The sequence below is a fragment of the Limnohabitans sp. TEGF003 genome (assembly GCF_055395455.1).
On the sequence record NZ_AP029225.1, the window covers coordinates 2,252,342 to 2,272,247 of the forward strand.

15 protein-coding genes and 1 tRNA gene are annotated in these 19,906 nt (G+C 63.7%); 5 read left to right on the forward strand and 11 right to left on the reverse strand.

Going from position 1 to position 19,906, the window contains the following annotated elements; all coding sequences use genetic code 11:
* Position 1: 1 nt before the first annotated feature.
* Genes def through smc form a run of 4 tightly spaced genes read right to left on the reverse strand, consistent with a single transcriptional unit; the run spans position 2 to position 7,269 of the window.
* Positions 2–541, reverse strand: a complete 540-nt coding sequence (def, locus tag ACZ5RT_RS11030; RefSeq protein ID WP_464452478.1) for a peptide deformylase — start codon at positions 539–541, stop codon at positions 2–4.
* Entirely contained in the window at positions 538–2,667 is a 2,130-nt protein-coding gene (ligA, locus tag ACZ5RT_RS11035) for an NAD-dependent DNA ligase LigA (protein ID WP_464452479.1), read from the reverse strand. The genes def and ligA overlap by 4 nt, the downstream gene beginning before the upstream one ends.
* A 17-nt stretch (positions 2,668–2,684) precedes the next feature.
* Complete coding sequence (locus ACZ5RT_RS11040) at positions 2,685–3,722, reverse strand: cell division protein FtsZ (RefSeq protein WP_464452480.1); 1,038 nt, start codon at positions 3,720–3,722, stop codon at positions 2,685–2,687.
* A gap of 19 nt (positions 3,723–3,741) precedes the next feature.
* The gene (gene smc / locus ACZ5RT_RS11045; protein ID WP_464452481.1) at positions 3,742–7,269 is read right to left on the reverse strand and encodes a chromosome segregation protein SMC; all 3,528 of its coding nucleotides are present in this window, start codon (positions 7,267–7,269) and stop codon (positions 3,742–3,744) included.
* 140 nt (positions 7,270–7,409) lie between these two features.
* On the opposite strand from smc, the gene dapC reads away from it, so the two are divergent.
* From dapC to ACZ5RT_RS11065, 4 genes are all read left to right on the forward strand, one after another.
* Positions 7,410–8,624 (forward strand): succinyldiaminopimelate transaminase, encoded by a 1,215-nt coding sequence (gene dapC, locus ACZ5RT_RS11050; protein WP_464452482.1) that lies wholly within the window; start codon positions 7,410–7,412, stop codon positions 8,622–8,624.
* A 3-nt stretch (positions 8,625–8,627) separates the two neighbouring features.
* Entirely contained in the window at positions 8,628–9,809 is a 1,182-nt protein-coding gene (gene dapE / locus ACZ5RT_RS11055; protein ID WP_464452483.1) for a succinyl-diaminopimelate desuccinylase, read from the forward strand.
* A complete protein-coding gene (gene prmB / locus ACZ5RT_RS11060) occupies positions 9,806–10,684 on the forward strand; it encodes a 50S ribosomal protein L3 N(5)-glutamine methyltransferase (RefSeq protein WP_464452484.1) in 879 nt (292 codons plus the stop codon). The genes dapE and prmB overlap by 4 nt, the downstream gene beginning before the upstream one ends.
* Before the next feature lie 199 nt (positions 10,685–10,883).
* Positions 10,884–12,896 (forward strand): ABC-F family ATP-binding cassette domain-containing protein, encoded by a 2,013-nt coding sequence (locus tag ACZ5RT_RS11065; protein ID WP_464452485.1) that lies wholly within the window; start codon positions 10,884–10,886, stop codon positions 12,894–12,896.
* 62 nt (positions 12,897–12,958) lie between these two features.
* Here ACZ5RT_RS11065 and ACZ5RT_RS11070 read toward each other — a convergent pair whose 3' ends face one another.
* The 7 genes from ACZ5RT_RS11070 to tolB all read right to left on the reverse strand — a co-directional run bounded on the left by ACZ5RT_RS11070 (position 12,959) and on the right by tolB (position 17,990).
* Positions 12,959–13,210, reverse strand: a complete 252-nt coding sequence (locus tag ACZ5RT_RS11070; RefSeq protein WP_291927816.1) for a hypothetical protein — start codon at positions 13,208–13,210, stop codon at positions 12,959–12,961.
* 92 nt (positions 13,211–13,302) lie between these two features.
* Positions 13,303–13,378: transfer RNA gene (locus tag ACZ5RT_RS11075), tRNA-Lys, on the reverse strand.
* 45 nt (positions 13,379–13,423) lie between these two features.
* Positions 13,424–14,212, reverse strand: coding sequence for a tRNA threonylcarbamoyladenosine dehydratase (locus ACZ5RT_RS11080; RefSeq protein ID WP_291927813.1), 789 nt, complete (start codon positions 14,210–14,212; stop codon positions 13,424–13,426).
* Positions 14,209–15,333, reverse strand: coding sequence for a YeeE/YedE family protein (locus ACZ5RT_RS11085; RefSeq protein WP_464452486.1), 1,125 nt, complete (start codon positions 15,331–15,333; stop codon positions 14,209–14,211). The genes ACZ5RT_RS11080 and ACZ5RT_RS11085 overlap by 4 nt, the downstream gene beginning before the upstream one ends.
* A gap of 10 nt (positions 15,334–15,343) precedes the next feature.
* A complete protein-coding gene (gene ybgF, locus ACZ5RT_RS11090) occupies positions 15,344–16,117 on the reverse strand; it encodes a tol-pal system protein YbgF (RefSeq protein ID WP_464452487.1) in 774 nt (257 codons plus the stop codon).
* Positions 16,118–16,122: 5 nt separating this feature from the next.
* Positions 16,123–16,659: a peptidoglycan-associated lipoprotein Pal gene (pal, locus tag ACZ5RT_RS11095; protein WP_291927805.1), complete on the reverse strand. Its 537-nt coding sequence runs from the start codon at positions 16,657–16,659 to the stop codon at positions 16,123–16,125.
* Between the two features lie 38 nt (positions 16,660–16,697).
* Positions 16,698–17,990: a Tol-Pal system beta propeller repeat protein TolB gene (gene tolB / locus ACZ5RT_RS11100; protein WP_464452488.1), complete on the reverse strand. Its 1,293-nt coding sequence runs from the start codon at positions 17,988–17,990 to the stop codon at positions 16,698–16,700.
* Between the two features lie 121 nt (positions 17,991–18,111).
* Between tolB and msbA the strand changes: the two genes are divergently transcribed.
* Positions 18,112–19,893 carry a lipid A export permease/ATP-binding protein MsbA gene (gene msbA / locus ACZ5RT_RS11105; RefSeq protein WP_464452489.1) on the forward strand — a complete coding sequence of 594 codons (1,782 nt, stop codon included), beginning with the start codon at positions 18,112–18,114 and terminating at the stop codon, positions 19,891–19,893.
* Positions 19,894–19,906: the final 13 nt, after the last annotated feature.

Here is a 19,906-nt window from a genome sequence, read left to right on the forward strand (position 1 = left end):
CTCAGTCGTTTTCAGCGGCACTGATCTCGGGGAACAGCACCTCGGTAAACCCAAAACGGGTGAAGTCGCGCACCCGCATGGGGTACAGCGTGCCGATCAGGTGGTCGCATTCGTGTTGGACCACGCGGGCATGAAAACCGTCCACCGTGCGGTCGATCGGCTGGCCTTTTTCATCGAACCCGGTGTAACGGATGCGTGACCAGCGTGGCACCACGCCGCGCAAACCAGGCACCGACAAACAGCCCTCCCAATCCTCCTCCTCATTCGCCCCCAAGGGCGTGATGACGGGGTTGATGAGCACGGTTTTGGGCACCACAGGCCGGTTGGGGTAGCGAGGATTGACCGCATCGCTGCCAAAAATGACCAATTGCAGGTTCACCCCAATCTGGGGCGCAGCCAAACCAGCGCCGTTGACCGCAGCCATGGTCTCGCGCATGTCGGCAATCAAGGCATGCAACTGTGGGGTGTCAAACGCCTGCACAGGCTCTGCCACACGCAAAAGGCGGGCATCGCCCATTTTGAGGATGTCACGCACGGTCATGGTTTTTCTCCGGCAAGCAGCAGCGCCAGCCCCGCATCGTCCAGCACGGGCACACCCAAGGCCTGCGCCTTGTCGAGCTTGCTGCCCGCCTCGGCACCCGCCACCACGTAGTGGGTTTTCTTGCTGACCGAGCCGGCCACTTTGGCCCCCAGCGCTTCGAGTTTTTCCTTGGCTTCGTCACGGCCCATGCTTTGCAAGGTACCGGTGAGTACCACGGTGATGCCCGCCAAGGGCATTTCGGTCGGGGCCAGAGCATCGCCTTCGGCCCAGGTGATCCCCGCATCCCGCAAAGCCTGCACGACTTCGCGGTTGTGCGGCTGGGCAAAAAAGGTGTGGATGCTGTGCGCCACCACCGGGCCGACATCGGCCACTTGCAGCAGCGCGTCTTCGCTGGCGGCCATGATGGCGTCCAGCTGGCCAAAGTGCCGGGCCAGTTCCTTGGCCGTGGCCTCGCCCACATGGCGAATGCCCAGGCTGAACAAAAAGCGGCCCAGGGTGGTGTTTTTGGACTTTTCCAGCGCTTCCAGCAGGTTCACAGCCGATTTTTCGGCCATGCGGTCCATGTTGGCGAGCGTGTCCAGTTTCAAGTGGTACAGGTCGGCCAGGGTATTGACGTGCCCGGCATCGACCAGCTGGTCCACCAGTTTGTCGCCGAGGCCATCCACGTCCATGGCGCGGCGGTGGGCAAAGTGCCAAATGGCTTGCTTGCGCTGGGCGCTGCAAAACAGCCCGCCCGTGCAGCGGTGGTCGGCCTCGCCCTCTTCCCGCTCGGCCAAGCTCCCACATACGGGGCAGTGCGTCACCATGGTGAACTGCGGGGCACCCTGCGGGCGGCGGTCCAGCACCACCGACACCACCTCGGGGATCACGTCGCCCGCACGGCGCACGATCACCGTGTCACCCACCCGCACGTCCTTGCGGCGGGCTTCCAGTTCGTTGTGCAGCGTGGCGTTGGTGACCGTGACACCGCCCACAAACACCGGGGCCAGCTTGGCCACGGGCGTGAGTTTGCCCGTGCGGCCCACCTGCACGTCGATGGCCAGCACGGTGGTCATTTCTTCTTGCGCCGGGTATTTGTGCGCCACGGCCCAGCGCGGCTCTCGGGTCACAAAACCCAGACGGGCCTGCAAGGCCAGGTCGTTGACCTTGTAGACGACGCCATCGATGTCGTAGGGCAAGGCGTCACGCTCGGCCGCGATGCGCTGGTGAAAGGCCACGAGGCCTGCCGCGCCTTGCACGCAAGCGGTTTGCTCGGCCACCGGAAAGCCCCAGGCCTTGAGCTGCATCAGCATCTCGTAATGGCTGGCCCACTGCGGGCCACCTTCGGCGGCTGGGGTGATGTCGCCCAGGCCATAGGCAAAAAAGCTCAAGGGGCGCTCGGCGGCAATGCCCGAATCGAGTTGGCGGACCGCGCCAGCGGCGGCATTGCGGGGATTGACAAAGGTCTTCTCGCCCTTGGCGCCTGCAGCGATGCGCTGGCGTTGGCGCTCATTCAGCGCCTCAAAGTCATCCCGGCGCATGTAGACCTCGCCCCGCACTTCCAACACAGCGGGCGCATCGGGCGGCAAACGCAACGGAATCTGACCGATGGTGCGGATGTTGGCGGTGACCTCTTCGCCCGTTTCGCCGTCACCCCGGGTGGCGGCCTGCACCAGCACACCGCCCTCGTAGCGCAAGCTCATGGCCAGGCCGTCAAATTTCAGTTCGCCCACATAGGCCACGGCCGGGTCGGCTTCGCTCAAGCCCAGCTCTTTGCGGATGCGGGTGTCAAAAGCCTCGGCCCCGCTGGCTTCGGTGTCGGTTTCGGTGCGGATGCTGAGCATGGGCACGCGGTGCGTGACCTGCGCAAAAGCGTCCAGCACCGCCCCGCCCACCCGCTGGGTGGGCGAGTCGGGCGTCAGCAGTTCGGGGTGGGCCGACTCCAGAGCCTGCAGCTCGCGAAACAGGCGGTCGTATTCGGCATCGGGGACTTCGGGCGCGTCGAGCGTGTAGTAGGCGTGCGCGTGGTGGTGCAAAAGCGCTCGCAACTTTTCGGCTTTGTCGGCGGGCGAGGTCGCTGGGGTGCTGCCAGAGACCGCGCTGACCTCCGCGGGTGGCAGGTCGCCAAACAGGTCCGGATGGGACATGGTTTACAGCAACCGGTTCAGGAGAACAGACGACGGGCCTGAGGCGTGCCCGCCGACAACTCTCGCGCAGCCAAGGCGTCGTAGAGCTGTTGCAAATCTGTCGCTATTTGATCGAGCACGTCTTCGCCCAGAATTTGGCCGTTGCCATCGGTCACCACGCCGTCCATGTGCTCGGCCAGTAAGCGGGCCGCCTCGCGCAGGCGCTCAAAGGGCTGGTCTTCACGGGCAATTTGCGGCACATCCAGACTCAGCGAAAACTCGCGGATGGCCGACATGGCCGGGTCTTCGGCCATGGCAGCCTGGGTATCGAAAGTCAGCGACAGGATGGGCGGCAAGCCCGCCACGGCAGCCGGCAGCACCATGCGCCCCGGAATCACCCCTGCCACAAAGCCCATTCGCGCAGCATGCTGCTGGATGTAGCCCGGACTCCAGGCCGCTGCCCGTGCGCAGACCGTGAAGCTGAGCTGGGCATCGTGTGCACTGGCAAATTGATCGAGTTCACGCGCACGCGCCACTTCTTCGAGCATGTCGCTGAAACTGGCGCTGCCGCCCACGGCATCGGCAAAAGCCTGGGTTTTGACCACAAACTCCGAAAACTCGATGTTGTTGAGCGCCCCCACCCGATTGGCCAGCTGAACACCCGCCTGAAAGGCCGAATAACGCCGCCCAGCCGCCAAAACTTCCCATTCGCCACTGAGTTCGCTGCAACCCTCCACATGAAAGGGCTTGGTGCCGACGCGGCGGGTCACAGGCAAAGCCGCCAATGCGGCGTCCCCGGAGACCGGGTGGTCCACTTCGATGGTGGCGATCGCATCGATCAAGGCGTCCAGCAGGGGCTTGCGCTCGGGCTGGGGCAGCGTGGCGAAGTCGTCGGTCAGAACCGGTTCACGGGGCTCGAACAAGGCAGGCTCGGTGTCTGGCGCGGCCAACTCGGGTTCTGTCTGGGGCTCGGCCTGGCGGGGTGCGCTCTTGCGCGAGGTCCAGTAGTTGTAGACCACCACGGCCCCCACGGTGAGCGCCCCGATGGCGGCCAGACTCAACTGCAATGAGCTCATCGATTCCAACATAACTTCCTCAGGCCACGTCGGCCATTGACACTGCGGACTCCATGTCCACAGCCACGATGCGTGACACGCCCTGCTCCTGCATGGTCACGCCGATCAGCTGCTCGGCCATTTCCATGGCGATCTTGTTGTGGCTGATGAACAGGAACTGGGTCTCTTTGCCCATGCCCGCCACCAGCTTGGCGTAGCGCTCGGTGTTGGCGTCGTCCAGCGGCGCATCCACCTCGTCGAGCAAGCAAAACGGGGCCGGGTTGAGCTGAAAAATCGCAAACACCAGCGCGATCGCCGTGAGGGCCTTTTCGCCGCCCGAGAGCAGATGGATCGTCTGGTTTTTCTTACCCGGAGGCTGCGCCAGCACCTGCACCCCGGCGTCCAGAATTTCGTCACCGGTCATGACCAGGCGCGCATTGCCGCCGCCAAACAACTCGGGGAACATGCGGCTGAAGTGCTCGTTCACGATCTTGAAGGTACCGCCCAGCAGGTCGCGGGTTTCGGCATCGATCTTCTTGATCGCGTCTTCGAGCGTGTTCATGGCATCGGTCAGGTCGGCGCACTGCGAGTCCAGGAACACCTTGCGCTCGCGCGAGGTGGTCAGCTCTTCCAGCGCCGCCAGGTTGACCGGGCCCAGCGCCGTGATTTCGCGGTGGATGCGGTCGATCTCGCCCTGCAGACCCGTCACGCGCACCTGGCCTGCCTCAATCGAAGCGGCCACGGCTTCCAGATCGGCTTGGGCATCGGCCAGCAGCTGGGTGTATTGCTCCAGGCCCAGGCGGGCGGCTTGCTCCTTGAGCTGCAAATCGGTGATGCGCTGGCGCAAGGGGTCGAGTTCGCGCTCAAAACTCACGCGGCGTTCGTCGCTGGCGCGCAGTTTGGCCGTCAGGTCGTCGTAGGCACTGCGGCAAGCGCCCAGGGCTTGCTCGCGCTCGAGCTTGACGGCCAGCACATTTTGCAAACCCGCTTGGGCGGCGGCATCGGTCAGGCGGCTGAGTTCGTCGCGGGCGCGCTGCATTTCGGCGTCGATGCTGCTCACCTGCTGCTGCGCGGTCTCGATGGTGCGCTGCAGCTCGGCGCGGCGGGCGTCCAGGCTGCGCTGTGAAAACTGGGCTTCTTGCGCCCGGCGCTCCAGGCTGCGCTGTTGTTCGCGGCATTCGGCCAGCTTGCGCTCGGCTTCGATCACGCGCTCGTCCAGCTGGGCGTGGCGCTCTTGGGTGTCGGCCAGCTGCATGTCCAGTTCTTCAAAGCGGGCCTCGGCGGTGACGCGGCGCTCTTGCAGCTCGTCCAGCAAGGCCTCGACTTCGGCCAGGTCGTTGTTGATCTGCTCGCTGCGGGCGCGGGTTTGCGCCACCAGCTGCGACAGGCGCAGGGTCTCGACCTGCAGCTCGTGCGTGCGCGACTGGCTTTCGCTGGCTTCGCGGCGCACGGTGATCAGGCGCTGCGAGGCGTCGGCATAGGCCGCTTCGGCCCGCACCAGGGCGCTGCGGCTTTCTTCGGCGATCAGGGTCTGGGCGCGTAGCTGCTTTTCCAGGTTCTCGATCTCCTGGGCACGGCCCAGCAAACCGGCTTGCTCGGAGTCTTGGGCGTAAAACACCACGCTGTTCAGATCCACCGCATGGCCGGCCTGCACAAACAGGGTTTCGCCCGCTTGCAGCTGGCTGCGCCAGGCCAGCGCGTCTTCGATGTTGGGGGCGGTGTAGCAGCCTTGCAGCCAGTCGGCCAACAGGGCCGACAAACCGGCATCGTGCACGCGCAGCAACTCGGCCAGAGGCTTGCAGCCCGCGGGCAGGCCGCTGCGCGGCGCGGCTTTGGCGGCCAAAGGCGGGCTGAAAAAGCTGAGTTTGGCGGGCGGCGCGTCGTTGGCGAACGAGCGCACCATATCGAGGCGCGAAACTTCCAGGGCCGACAGGCGCTCGCGCAGCGCGGATTCGAGGGCGTTTTCCCAACCCGGCTCGATGTGAATGCGGCTCCAGAGGCCTTCCAGACCTTCCATGCCGTGCTTGGCCAGCCAGGGTTTGAGCTTGCCGTCGGTGCGCACTTTCTCTTGCAGAGCCTTGAGCGCCTCGATGCGGGCGCTCAGGTCGGCCAGCTTGGCCGATTCCTGGTTCACGGCGCTTTGGCGCGTGCGGCGGTCTTCGTCAAGTGCGGGCACCTGCTCTTGCAGATCCTGCAGCCGGGCTTCGGCCTCGGCCGACAGGGCCTCGGCCTCGGCCAGTTGTTCTTGCAAGTGGCTCAGCCGGGCCTCGTCGGGCGCAGCCAGGGCATTGCGGTCGGTCAGCAAGCGTTCGCGGCGCTGTTCCAGCTGGCGCGATTGTTCTTCCACGTTGCGCTGCTCAGCCGCCAGCACGCCAATTTGCTGCTGCACCTGAACCACAGTAGCGCGTTGGGCGGTGGCGTCGTTTTGGGCTTTGCGCAGGGCTTCTTCCAGATCGGGCAGCGCCATGGCCTGGTCTTCCACCTGCGCGGCCAGCGTCATGCTCTGGTCTTCGGCCATGGCGGCTTGCTCGGCCAGGGTGTCCAGCTCGGCCTGGGCGTCCTGGCTGCGGGTGCCCCATTGCGCGGTTTGTTCCACCAGCTGCTGCAGGCGCTGCTCGGCGCGTTGGCGGCCTTCCACCACAAAGCGGATTTCGGCCTCCAGTCGACCCACTTCGGCGCTGGCTTCGTACAAAGCGCCTTGCGCCTGGTTGACCTGGTCACCCGCGGCGTAATGCGCCTGGCGAATGGTTTCCAGATCGGCCTCGACGTGGCGCAGATCGGCCATGCGCGATTCGAGCGCGTTCACGGCCTGGTCCACATCCGACTTCATGCGGCCTTGGTCGGCCTCGGCATCGCGGCGCTTCAAAAACCACAGCTGGTGCTGCTTGAGCGTGCCGTCGGCCTGCAGCTGGTTGTAGCGGGTGGCGACTTCGGCCTGCTTTTCCAGCTTTTCCAGGTTGGCATTCAGCTCGCGCAGGATGTCGTCGACCCGAGTCAGGTTTTCGCGGGTGTCCGACAGGCGGTTTTCGGTCTCGCGGCGGCGCTCTTTGTATTTGGAGACCCCTGCGGCCTCTTCGAGGAACAGGCGCAGCTCTTCAGGACGCGACTCGATGATGCGGCTGATCGTCCCTTGGCCGATGATGGCGTAGGCACGGGGCCCCAGGCCCGTGCCCAGAAACACGTCCTGCACGTCGCGGCGACGCACGGGCTGGTTGTTGATGTAGTAACTGCTGTTGCCGTCGCGGGTGAGCACGCGCTTGACGGCGATTTCGGCAAATTGGCCCCACTGGCCGCCTGCGCGGTGGTCGGCGTTGTCAAACACCAGCTCCACACTGGCGCGGCTGGCAGGTTTGCGGGTGGTGGTGCCATTGAAAATGACGTCCTGCATGGACTCGCCACGCAATTCGGACGCTTTGGACTCGCCCAGCACCCAGCGCACCGCGTCCATGATGTTGGATTTGCCGCAACCGTTGGGCCCGACCACGCCCACCAGCTGCCCGGGCAGCAGGAAGTTGGTCGGCTCGGCAAACGATTTGAAGCCTGAAAGCTTGATGGAATTGAGGCGCACGGCGGTATCAGATCGGGTAAAAGGGCCAGCCCAAACGGCCAACACGGTGCAAAACGGCAATGTTACCCGACAGGCATGGTGAAAAACGCGCTGACAAGCCCAAGGACCAACAGGTAGCCTCCATCCCGGATAATCGCGGAATGAATCCCCTCCTCGCCAAGCTGCAACCCTACCCTTTTGAACGGCTCAAGCAGCTGTTCGCCAGCGTCACGCCAAACCCAGCCCTGCGCCACATCAGTTTAGGCATTGGCGAGCCCAAGCACGCCACGCCAGCCTTCATTCAGGAAGCGCTCAAGGCGGCTGTGGCCAACGGCTTGTCGGCTTACCCGGCGACAGCAGGTGAGCCCAGCCTGCGCAAAGCCTGCGCCGCCTGGCTGCACAACCGCTACCGCCTGACACTGGACCCGCTCACGCAGATCCTGCCCGTCAACGGCTCGCGCGAAGCCCTGTTTGCCCTGACGCAAACCGTGATCGACCCAACCCAACCCGGTGCCACGGTGGTCAGCCCCAACCCGTTCTACCAAATTTACGAAGGCGCGGCCTTGCTGTCGGGGGCAGAGCCCTATTACGTGCCCAGCGACCCGACGCGCAACTTTGCCAACGACTGGGACAGCGTGCCCGCCGAAGTCTGGGCCCGCACCCAGCTTTTGTTCGTTTGCTCGCCCGGCAACCCCACGGGCGCGGTCATGCCGCTGTCCGAGTGGGAAAAACTCTTCGCCTTGTCCGACCAGCACGGTTTCGTGATCGCTTCCGACGAGTGCTACAGCGAGATTTATTTCCGTGAAGAAGCGCCTTTGGGCGGCCTGGAAGCCGCCCACCAACTGGGCCGCACCGATTTCAAGCGCTTGATCGCCTTCACCAGCCTCAGCAAACGCAGCAATGTGCCCGGCCTGCGCAGTGGCTTTGTGGCGGGTGACGCGGCCATCATCCAGCAGTTCCTGCTCTACCGCACTTACCACGGCAGCGCCATGAGCCCCGTGGTGCAAGCGGCCAGCGTGGCCGCTTGGGGCGACGAAGCCCATGTGGTGGACAACCGCAACCAGTACCGCACCAAGTTCGCCCAGGTCACCCCCGTGCTGGCGCAAGTGCTGGACGTGAAACTGCCCGATGCGAGCTTTTACCTCTGGGCGGGTGTGCCCCCTGGCTGGCAAGGGGATGATGCGGCTTTTGCGCAAGCGCTTTACCAAGCAGAACACGTGACCGTGCTGCCCGGCAGCTACCTGGGGCGTGACTTCAACGGCGGCAACCCCGGCCAAGGCCGCATCCGCATGGCACTGGTGGCCGAAACCGCCGAGTGCCTGGAAGCGGCCGAGCGCATCGCCCGCTTTGTGCGTTCGCACCCTCACAAGGCCTGAACCATGAACACCACCACCCGTCCCTCCGTTTGCCACGACACCCTGCGCCTGGCCGAACAACTGATCGCCCGTCCCTCCGTCACGCCTGAAGATGCGGGTTGCCTCGACCTGATCGCCGACGCTTTGAAGCCCCTGGGCTTCGTCTGCGAATTCATGGACTCCGGCCCCGAGACTTTCCGCGTGCGCAACCTCTGGGCCAAACGCGCAGGCACTTCGGGCCAGACCCTGGCTTTTGCAGGACACACCGACGTGGTGCCCACCGGGCCGCTCGCGCAATGGGACAGCGACCCCTTCACCCCCACCCACAAGGACGGCAAGCTGTTCGGGCGCGGTGCCAGCGACATGAAAACCTCGCTGGCGGCCATGGTTGTCGCGGTCCAGGAATTTCTGGCGGCCAACCCCAATCCCGCTTTGGGCATCGCCTTTTTGCTGACCAGCGACGAAGAAGGCCCGGCGCTGGATGGCACCGTGGTCGTGTGCGAACAACTCCAGGCCCGTGGCGACGCGCCGCAGTTTTGCATCGTGGGCGAGCCCACTTCGGTGCAGCAAACCGGTGACATGATCAAGAACGGCCGACGCGGCACCCTGAGCGGCAAGCTGACCGTCAAAGGTGTGCAGGGCCACATCGCTTACCCGCACCTGGCCGACAACCCGATCCACCGCCTGGCCCCGGCGCTGGCCGAACTGGTCAGCATCCGCTGGGACGAAGGCAATGCCTTTTTTCCGCCCACCAGCTGGCAGGTCAGCAACATCCATGCGGGCACGGGCGCGAGCAACGTGATCCCGGGCGACTGCGTGGTGGATTTCAACTTCCGCTTTTGCACCGAATCCACGCCTGAGAGCCTGCAGCAGCGGCTGCAAGCCGTTTTGGACCAGCACGGTCTGAAGTACGAGCTGACATGGACCCTGGGTGGTCGGCCATTTCTGACCACGCCCGGGACTTTGGTGGCCGCCATACAACAAGCCATCACCGACGAAACAGGCCTGACCACTGAGCTGTCCACCACGGGCGGCACCAGCGACGGCCGCTTCATCGCGCAAATTTGCCCACAGGTGATCGAGTTCGGCCCGCCCAACGCGACCATCCACAAGGTCAACGAACACGTGGCATTGGCCGACATCGCACCCCTGAAAAACATCTACCGCCGCACGCTGGAAAACCTCAACACAGGTTTGTCGGCATGAGTGCCATGACCCTGCCCAAGCTGATCGCGCAATCTGCCCAGCGGCTGGACGCTGCGGGCGTGGCCTTTGGCCACGGCACCCAAAGCGCATTTGACGAAGCCGTCTGGCTGGTCCTGTGGCGACTGGGCTTGCCCCTCGACACCGATCTGGACGAGGTGAGCCGCCAAGAGGTGACGCCTGAGCAGCAAGCGCAGGTGCAAGCCTTGATCGACGAGCGCATCGCCACCCGCAAGCCCGCAGCCTACCTGACCCGCGAAGCCTGGCTGCAAGGCGTGTCGTTTTACATCGACGAGCGCGCCATCGTGCCGCGCAGCCTGATCGCCGAGGTGCTGGCCGACGGGACGATTGACGCCTGGCTCAGCGATCAGACCCGGCAAGTGCTGGACCTGTGCACCGGTAACGGCAGCCTGGCGGTGCTGGCCGCGCTGGCCTGGCCCGAGGTGCAGGTGACCGGGGCCGATATTTCCGACGATGCGCTGGCCGTGGCCGCCATCAACGTGGCGCGCCACGAACTGCAAGACCGCGTGCAACTGGTGCACAGCGACGGCTTGAGCGAATTGCCCGGCCCATTTGACTTGATTCTCTGCAACCCGCCTTATGTCTGCCAGGCCAGCATGGACGCCCTGCCCGCCGAATACCGCGCCGAGCCCGAACTGGCTTTGGCGGGCGGCACCGACGGCATGGATTTTGTGCGCCAGCTGTTCCAGGATGCGCCAGCGCGGATGAGCGAGCACGCGGTGCTGGTGCTGGAAATTGGCAACGAGGTAGAGCACTTCATGGCGGCCTTTCCCGGGCTCGAAGCGGCCTGGCTGGACACCAGCGCGGGCGACGACCAGGTGCTGCTGGTCACCCGCGAAGCCCTGCTGCGGCACTGACCGCCATGCGCCACCGCTGTCAAAACATGCGCCATCGCCGAAAATCCATGCCCCAACACTGAGAATCGCCGCTGCCCCCTGAATGTCATCCCTGCGCAGGCGGGGATCCATGCCCGCCCTTCCCGAACACCCTGGATTCCCGCCTTCGCGGGAATGACAAACCATTTACCACCGGAGCTCTTCCGGACACTGCTTTTTCATGATCAACCTCAAAAATGTCACCCTCCGCCGAGGCACCAAGGTGCTGCTGGACCAAGCTTCGGTCACCCTCAACCCCGGAGAAAAGGTCGGTCTGGTCGGGCGCAACGGCGCGGGCAAATCCACCCTGTTCGCCTTGCTCAACGGCACGCTGCACGAAGACGGTGGCGACTTTGACATGCCCAAAGCCTGGCGCATGGCCCAGGTGGCGCAAAACATGCCGGAGACCGACCAGCCCGCCAGCGAATTTGTGCTCGAAGGCGACACCCGCCTGGCCGAACTGCGCCAGCGCCTGGCTGCGGCTGAAGAAAGTGGCGACGGCATGGAGATGGCGCATGTGTACACCGACCTGGCCGACGCTGGCGACCACGACGCCCTGCCCCGCGCCGAAGCCCTGATTCTGGGTCTGGGCTTTCGGGTCGACGAACTCAACAACCCGGTGAACAGTTTTTCGGGCGGTTGGCGCATGCGCTTGCAGCTGGCCCGGGCGCTGATGTGCCCGTCCGACATCCTGCTGCTGGACGAGCCCACCAACCACCTGGACCTGGACGCTTTGGTCTGGCTGGAAGCCTGGCTGCAGCGCTATGCGGGCACCATGATCGTGATCAGCCACGACCGCGAATTTCTGGATGCAGTGACCAACGTCACGCTGCACATCGAGCACGCCAAGCTGACCCGCTACGGCAGCAACTACAGCGGCTTTGAAATCCTGCGCGCCCAGCAGATGGAGCTGCAGCAAGCCTCGTTTGCCAAGCAGCAGGACAAGATCGCCCACCTGCAAAAATTCATCAACCGCTTCAAAGCCCAGGCCAGCAAGGCCAAGCAGGCGCAAAGCCGGGTCAAGGCCCTGGAGCGCATGGAAAAAGTGGCACCGTTGCTGGCCGAGGCCGAGTTCACCTTCGGCTTCAAGGAGCCCAACAACCTGCCCAACCCGATGCTGGCCATCAGCGAGGCAAGCTTTGGCTACATGGTCGACGGCGAGCCCAAGTCCATCTTGCAAGGCGTGAGCAAATCGGTGCTGGCCGGTCAGCGCATCGGCATTCTGGGGGCCAACGGCCAGGGCAAATCGACCCTGGTCAAGACGATTGCGCGCACCATGCCCCTGCTGGCGGGCACGCTCACCGAAGGCAAGGGCCTGAACATCGGCTACTTCGCCCAGCAAGAACTCGATGTGCTCCACCCGCAAGACAACCCGCTGGAGCACATGATCCGCCTGGCCCGCGAACTGGGCCCGCAAAGCAGCGAACCCAGCCGCGAGCAGGATTTACGCAACTACCTGGGCACCTTCAACTTCTCTGGCGACATGGTCAAACAAGCCGTAGGCACCATGAGCGGCGGCGAAAAAGCCCGCCTGGTGCTGGCCATGATCGTGTGGCAGCGCCCCAACCTCTTGCTGCTGGACGAGCCCACCAACCACCTGGACCTGGCCACCCGCGAAGCGCTGTCCATGGCGCTCAACGAGTTCGAAGGCACCGTCATGCTGGTCAGCCACGACCGGGCCTTGCTGCGTGCGGTGTGCGACGAGTTCTGGATGGTGGGCCGGGGCAAGGTCGAGCCCTTTGACGGCGACCTGGACGACTACCAGAAGTATTTGCTCGATGAATCCAAGCGTTTGCGCGAAGTGGCCAAAAATGCTGCGCGTGACGCGGTGGGCACGCAGACGGCGTCCACACATGACGCTGCGGCATCGGCCAGCGCTGCACCCACAGCCCCTGTGGTGGCCCCCGCTGCTGCCTCCAGCCTGAGCAGTGCCGAACAGCGCAAACTCGACGCCCAAAAACGCCAGCAACTGGCGGCACAAACCCGCCCCCTCAAGCGCGAACTGGAACAAAACGAACAGCGCATGGCCAGCATCGAAGCTGAAAAGCACCAACTGGAGCAGCTTCTGACGACGCCCATATCGCCCGCTGAAATGGCCGATGCCGGACGCCGCCTCAAAGCCCTGGCCGAGGAAGTCGCCACCTTGGAGGAGCGTTGGCTGGAATTGACGCAGCTGCTGGAAGTTTCGGCCTGAGTCTATTGGGGGCGCCCAAGGCTCAGACTGGATGACCGCAAGGCATCGGTCGCCCGATCGCTTCAGCCGCCGATCACCGCCCACCCGGCCTGCTGGTCGGCTTTGTTGTTCTCGTATTCCCAAGCTGTGCCGCAACGGTCGCAGCGATAGCGGGTGATGGTGACCGGACCCGACTCGCGCTGCTCCTTGCGGTTGGTGCCTTGCACCAACTCGGCATGACCGGGCGCACGCCGCCAATGGCGCTGAATGCCCGAGCAGGGCTCACACAGCACCATCTTGTTCAAGTCATCTTGGCGATTCGATTCGATGGTCATCTGCAAGCTCTTTCGGTGGGGTCGGGGCGCGCAGCGCACGCCCATGAAAAAAGCACTTTGTACCGAGATACAAAGTGCTTTTTTGCTTTTTCTGGTGGGACCAGCGGGGGTCGAACCCACGACAAACGGATTAAAAGTCCGCTGCTCTACCAACTGAGCTATGGTCCCTTTGCTAGAGTGTTTGTGCACTGTAGCAAGACTCAAATTATAGCGTTATTTTTTGGCCTTCTGAAAACCGACGGCCAAAAAGTTCAAAATTTCTGAGGCGGCGCACATGCCAAAGGTGGCCGTCACGCTGACCACCGAACCATAACCGTGGCAGTTGAGCGAGCCATCGCCTTCGATCGCGCACGAGGCATCGGGCGGTGCCACGGCTTCGCGGCTGAAAACACCCTGAATGCCGATCCGCTTGTCGCCCTTGGCCGCACCGTGGTGTTTGCGCAAGCGGTAGCGCACCTGGGCCAGCAAAGGATCGTGGGTGATTTTCGACAGGTCGTCCACGTCCACCTTGTGTGCCAAACGCTTGCCGCCCGCGGCCCCCACGGTGATGAAGCCCACTTGGCTTGCCAAGGCCCATTGGGCCATGGCCACCTTGGCTTTGACCTGGTCACACGCGTCGACCACGGCGTCGGGCTGTGCGGGCAAAACAGCAGGCCAGTTTTCCGGACTGACAAATTCATCGATCGCATCGACCTGGCAAGCCGGATGGATCAAGGCGATGCGCTCGCGCATGGCCTGGACCTTGGCCTGCCCCGTGGTGCTGGTCAAGGCATGGATCTGGCGGTTGATGTTGGATTCGGCAATATGGTCCATGTCGATCAGGCTGAGACGGGCCACGCCGCTGCGTGCCAAAGCTTCGGCGACCCAGGAGCCGACGCCGCCAATGCCCACGACGACCACATGCGCTCGGCGGATATGTTCTGCGCCCTGCACACCGTACAGCCGCTGCAAGCCTCCGAAGCGACGAGCCTCTTCGTCGGGTGCGAGCTGAACAGGGTTCATGCTGCGGCCTCGGCGCGGCGCAACTGCCACTGCAAGGTGAGCACCGCACCCAACACGATCCCCAGGACCACGATGAAACTGCCCAAACTCAAGGTGGACAAACCCGACAGCCCCTGACCGATGGTGCAGCCCATGGCCATGACACCGCCCAAACCCATCAGGGCCCCACCGCACAAATGCCACGCCAGATCAGCGGTCTGCGTGAAGCCTTCCCACCGAAAAGTACCCTGCAGGCGAGCGCTGACAAAAGCGCCGACCAGCAAACCCAAAGCCGTGGCCATGCCCAAGGTCACGCGCTTGGTGCCGTCGCTGAAATACATGAAGGCGTCCCCCCAATAAGCCACAGGGGCGGTCAAACTCATGGACTCCATGCGTCCGCTGGCCGTGGTCAAAAACGTGGCGTCCAGCGTTTCGGGGTGCTCGGGCACAAAACCCATCACCCCACTGATCCACCACAGCGCCACCACCGCCGCACCCACGCCCACACCGGACAGAAGCGTCGACGTCGGCAACGCAGGGCCGGTTTTGAAAATCCATAGCAGCAGCAAACCGCACACCACGCAGGCCGCGACCAGTCCGGCCTGCGGCAGAGTCCACCCCGTGCCACTGGCCAGCCACTGCCCGACAAAAGGTCCGGGGCCTGTGGGCAGCTGCACCAGGTCCAAGGTGTTGGTTCGCCACACCGCTGTCAGGCCACGCATGGCGGCCAAGGCCGATATGCCCATGGCCATCAAAACGACCAACGACTTCAAATTGCCCGCCCCCAAGCGGATCAGTGACTTGCTGGCGCAACCCGAGCCCATCACCATGCCAGAGCCAAACAACAAGCCTCCGAACAGCAGAGACAACCAGGGCAGCTGTGCGCTGGCATAAATGGTGTTGAGCGGGCTGATCCAGCCCATCCAAGACATCAGCCCAAAACCCAGGATGGCCACCGCAATGGCCAGCGTCCACTGTTTGGCGCGGGTACGGTCCCCCATGATGACCCAATCGCTGATGGCCCCCATGGTGCAGAAATGGCTGCGGTGCAACACCCACCCCGCCCAGCTGGCCACCAGGAGGGTCAGCCCCAGAACCCCATCGCTCTGGTGCTGGAGCTGCTCAAGCGTGATCTCCGCCATGACCGAGCGCTCAGCGCAGACGCGTGAGGCGCTCGCGGGCTGTGGCGGCAGTTTCAGAGGCCGGGTAAGCCTTGATCAACTCGTCCAGCGTTCTGCGGGCCCCCTTCAGATCCTTCAATTCGATCTGGACATTGGAGATGGCCAGCATCGCTTCAGGCGCACGCGGATGGGTGGGCACCGTTTTCAGCATTTGCTGGAAATTCGCCATCGACTCCTTGTAGTCCTTGACCGCGTATTGGGCATTGCCCAGCCAGAACAGGGCCGACGGGGTGTAACCACTCCTGCGGTAGCGCTGCAAGAATTGACCGAGCGCCGACTGGGCCGCCGCAAAGTCGCCCTTGCGGAAAGTCTCCATGGCCGCGTCATAGTCACGTTTTTCGGCCGGCTCGGCCATGAACTCCTGGCCATCGAGCGTGACCTTCAAAGGCTCAAAACGGCGCAAGCGCTCGTCCATGCCCGTGACCACGTCCTTCTGACGCATTTGAAGTTCCGACAATTCGCGGGCCAGTTGCTCCTGGGCACCTCGGCCTTGCGACAGCTCGGCTTTGAGGCCCTCGATTTGCCCCTGCAAGTCCAGCAAGGCACGGCGCAACTGGGCGTTTTCGTCACCCAAGCCCTTGATGGCAGCGTTCGACTGCTCGACGCGCTGGCGCAAATCGAGGATGGCCTTGCGGGCTTCGTCGTCTTCAAAAAGACCCGCGTGCGCCGTGCCCAGCAGACCAGACACCGCACACACCAGAACCCAACGGGACAAGGCAAGACATGACACAGCGCGCGCGCTCATGGTGCTCAGTACCGGATTTCGACGCGGCGGTTTTTGGCCAGATCGGCTTCAGAAGAGCCTTGCGCAGCAGGTTTTTCCTTGCCATAGCTGACCGCTTCGAGCTGGCTCTCGGGCACACCCAAGAGACTTAGGGCCTGGCGCACGGCTTCGGCACGTTTTTGGCCCAATGCCAGGTTGTATTCACGGCCACCGCGCTCATCGGTGTGGCCTTCCAGATTGGCCTTGCGCTGTTTGTTGGCTTGCAGGAAACGGGCATGGCTCTCGATCACGGGGCGGGCCTCAGCACGCACCACAAAGCTGTCGTAATCGAAATAAACCACGTGCGCCACACCCGCAGGCCCCATGCCCGAAGCCGATTTGTCGACCACCACACCCGCCACACCCGTTTGGGCGCTGCTCTGGTTGTTGCCAATGCCCTGTGTGGAAACGCCCGACGATGTGGCCGATTTGTCCTCCACCGGCACATCGTCCAGTTTCACACCGGATGCACAGCCGGCCAGCAGGGCCGCCAACAACAAACTGCTCAAAAATGTCTTCGTCATGATCAACCTCGTCCATTAAAAAAGTGAATGTTCAAAAATCATTTGCGCACCGGGCCCCAATGGGGTTCCCGGATGTCACCGCCCTGGCCCGCCAGGCGGGCCTTGACGCGACCGTCCAGCGAGGTGGTCATCAAGGCTTCGCGGCCTTGAAAGACCGTGGCATAGACCAGCATGCGGCTGTTGGGGGCGAAACTGGGGCGCTCATCGGCCGATGTGTCGGTCAAAGCGGTGACCTGACCCGTGGCCAGCTCCATCAGGTGCAGGCGAAATGCACCCCCCATGCGTGAAACATACGCCAGCCAACGGCCATCGGGGCTGACGGCAGGAGAGATATTGTAGGTGCCCGAAAACGTCACCCGCTCGGCCGGACCACCTTGGGCCGGCATGCGGTAAATTTGGGGGCTGCCGCCGCGGTCACTGACGAAAAACAGCGCACTGCCGTCGGGTAAGAAAGCAGGCTCGGTGTTGATGCTGCCCGACTGGGTCAGACGCCGTGGCTCACCGCCTTGCAGATCGATGCGGAACAACTGGGAGCCGCCATCGCGGCTCAGGGTAGCCACCAGCGCCTTGCCATCCGCACTCCAGGCGGGGGCGCTGTTGGAGCCCTTGAAGTTGGCCACGGGGCGGCGCTGGCCTGTGGCCAGTTCGTGCACATACACCACGGGCTTGCGCTGCTCAAAGGACACATAGGCCAGGTGGGTGCCGCTGGGCGACCAGGAAGGCGAGATGATGGGCTCGGGACTGCTCAGGGCCGAGACCGCGTTTTCGCCATCGGAGTCGGCAATCCACAGGGCATAGCGCCCACCCGACTTGGTGACATAACTGATGCGCGAGGCGAAGGCACCCGGCGTTCCGGTGAGCTGCAGGTAAACCCAATCGGCGATGCGGTGTGCAGACAAGCGCAGCTCTGCGGCGCTGACCGTGTCCTTGAAATCACCTTTGTCCTGGCCTTTGACCACATCCCACAAACGGGCACGCACGTCATAACGGCCGTCGGCCAGGCGGGTGACCGAGCCGGCCAGCAAGGCTTCGGCCGACAACTGACGCCAAGGGCTCCAGTCGGGCCGGCTGTTTTCATCCATCACGGCGCTGCCTGCAGCCAGGCCCTTGAACTGGCCACTGCGCTCCAGATCGGCTTGAACAATCCCCGCCAACTTTTGCGGGGCCGTGGCCTCACCTTTGAAAGGCACCATCACCACGGGCAGTTGGGTCATGCCCACGCCCGTCACCTCAACGCGAAATTGGGCCCATGCAGGCAGGGCCAGGGCACTCAGAACCAACAGCTTCAACAGCCAGGGCAACGGGCCCGTGCGCAAAAAAAGAAGATTCATGTGGACAGGGTGATTGTTCAATTCGGGGAAGCCGTGATCGTACACCGTAGAAACCGCTTTCTGCCTCTTATTGGCGGCTTGTCGGCGGCTGATCCCTGCCGCCCTCCTTACAATCGATGCCATGAGCCAGCCCCCCCACCCTCCCACACCTCCATCCAGCCTCTGGGCCCGGCTACAACGGCTGGTGCCTTATTTCGGAAGCCAGCGGGGCATCTGGGCTGTGGCCATTTTGGGGACCTTGATGGCGGCCTTGACCGAGCCCATGATCCCGGCCTTGTTCCAGCCCCTGCTGGACAAGGGGTTTGCTGAAAACAAACTCCCACTTTGGGCCATTCCAGCGGCGGTGGTGGGCTTGTTCACCGTGCGCGGCATTGCCAACTTCATCTCGCAGTACGCGCTGTCCAGGTTGACCAACGACGGCATGGAAAAACTCCGTTCGCAGTTGTTTGCCCAGCTCATGAAGGCCGATTTGTCCTTGTTTTCCAGACAGTCGGCCAGCGCCCTGTCCAACACCATCGTTTACGAAGTCCAGAACGGCGCCTCGCAATTGGTGTCGGCCGTCATCGCCCTGGCACGTGACGGCTTCACGCTGATCGCCTTGCTCGGCTACCTGATGTGGCTCAACTGGAAACTGACCTTGGTGGTGTTCACCGTGGCCCCGGGTTTGAGCTGGATCATCAAGGCCCTGACCCGACGCCTTTACAAACTGACCAAGGAAAGCCAGACCGCGACCGACAACCTCGCCTATGTGGTCGAGGAAAACGTGCTGGCGCACCGGGTGGTTCGGCTGCAAGGCGGCCAGGCACACCAGATGGCCCGCTTTAGCCAACTGGCCAAGGTGCTGCGCCGACTGGCACTCAAAACCACGGTGGCCTCGGCCGCCATGACACCGCTGACGCAAATCATGGCGGCTTTGTCCTTGTCCATGGTGCTGGTGATTGCGCTGTACCAAAGCCAGAACGGCGCATCGGGTGCCACCGTCGGCGGTTTTGTCGCCTTCATCACCGCCATGCTCATGCTGGTCGCCCCCATCAAGCGCCTGGCCGAAATCTCCAGCCCCATCACCCGAGGCCTGGCTGCGCTCGAAAGGGGTCTGTCCCTGTTGCACGAGGCCAAAGAGGAAACCCAAGGCGTCTACAGCCGTGTCCGTGCGCAGGGGGCCATCGAGTGGCGCGATGTGCATTTGCAGTTCACACCCGACGGGCAACCCGCCCTGTCGGACATCCACCTGACGGTTCAGCCCGGGGAAACCGTGGCCCTGGTGGGCACCTCGGGTGCAGGAAAAACCACCTTGATCCAGTTGTTGCCCCGCTTTGTGCAGCCCAGCGCGGGCGAAGTGCTCATCGATGGCGTGCCCATCCAGGATTGGTCCCTGGACAGTTTGCGCCGTCAGATCGCCATGGTCAGCCAGGACGTGGTCATGCTCAACGACACCGTGGCGGCCAATGTCTGCCTGGGGCACGATGTCGATCCGCAGCGCATTCAGGCCAGTCTGGTGGCGGCCAATCTGTGGGGCCATGTGTCGCAAATGCCGCAAGGGATGGACACGCTGCTGGGCCACAACGCCAACCAGCTGTCCGGTGGCCAGCGCCAGCGCCTGGCCATTGCCCGCGCCCTGTACAAGGACGCGCCGATCTTGATTCTGGACGAAGCCACTTCGGCGCTGGACAACGAGTCCGAGCGCCTGGTGCAGGACGCGCTGCAAAAACTCATGCAGGGCCGCACTACCTTGATCGTGGCGCACCGCCTGTCCACCATCGAGCACGCCGACCGGGTCATCGTGATGGAGCGCGGCCGGATTGTGGAGCAAGGCGCACCCGCCGAATTGCTGGCGCGGGGCGGCGCCTACACCCGACTGCACCACCGCGGTGAATGGGCCAGCGAAGCGCCCGCCCAGGCCTGAGCCCCCACCAGAG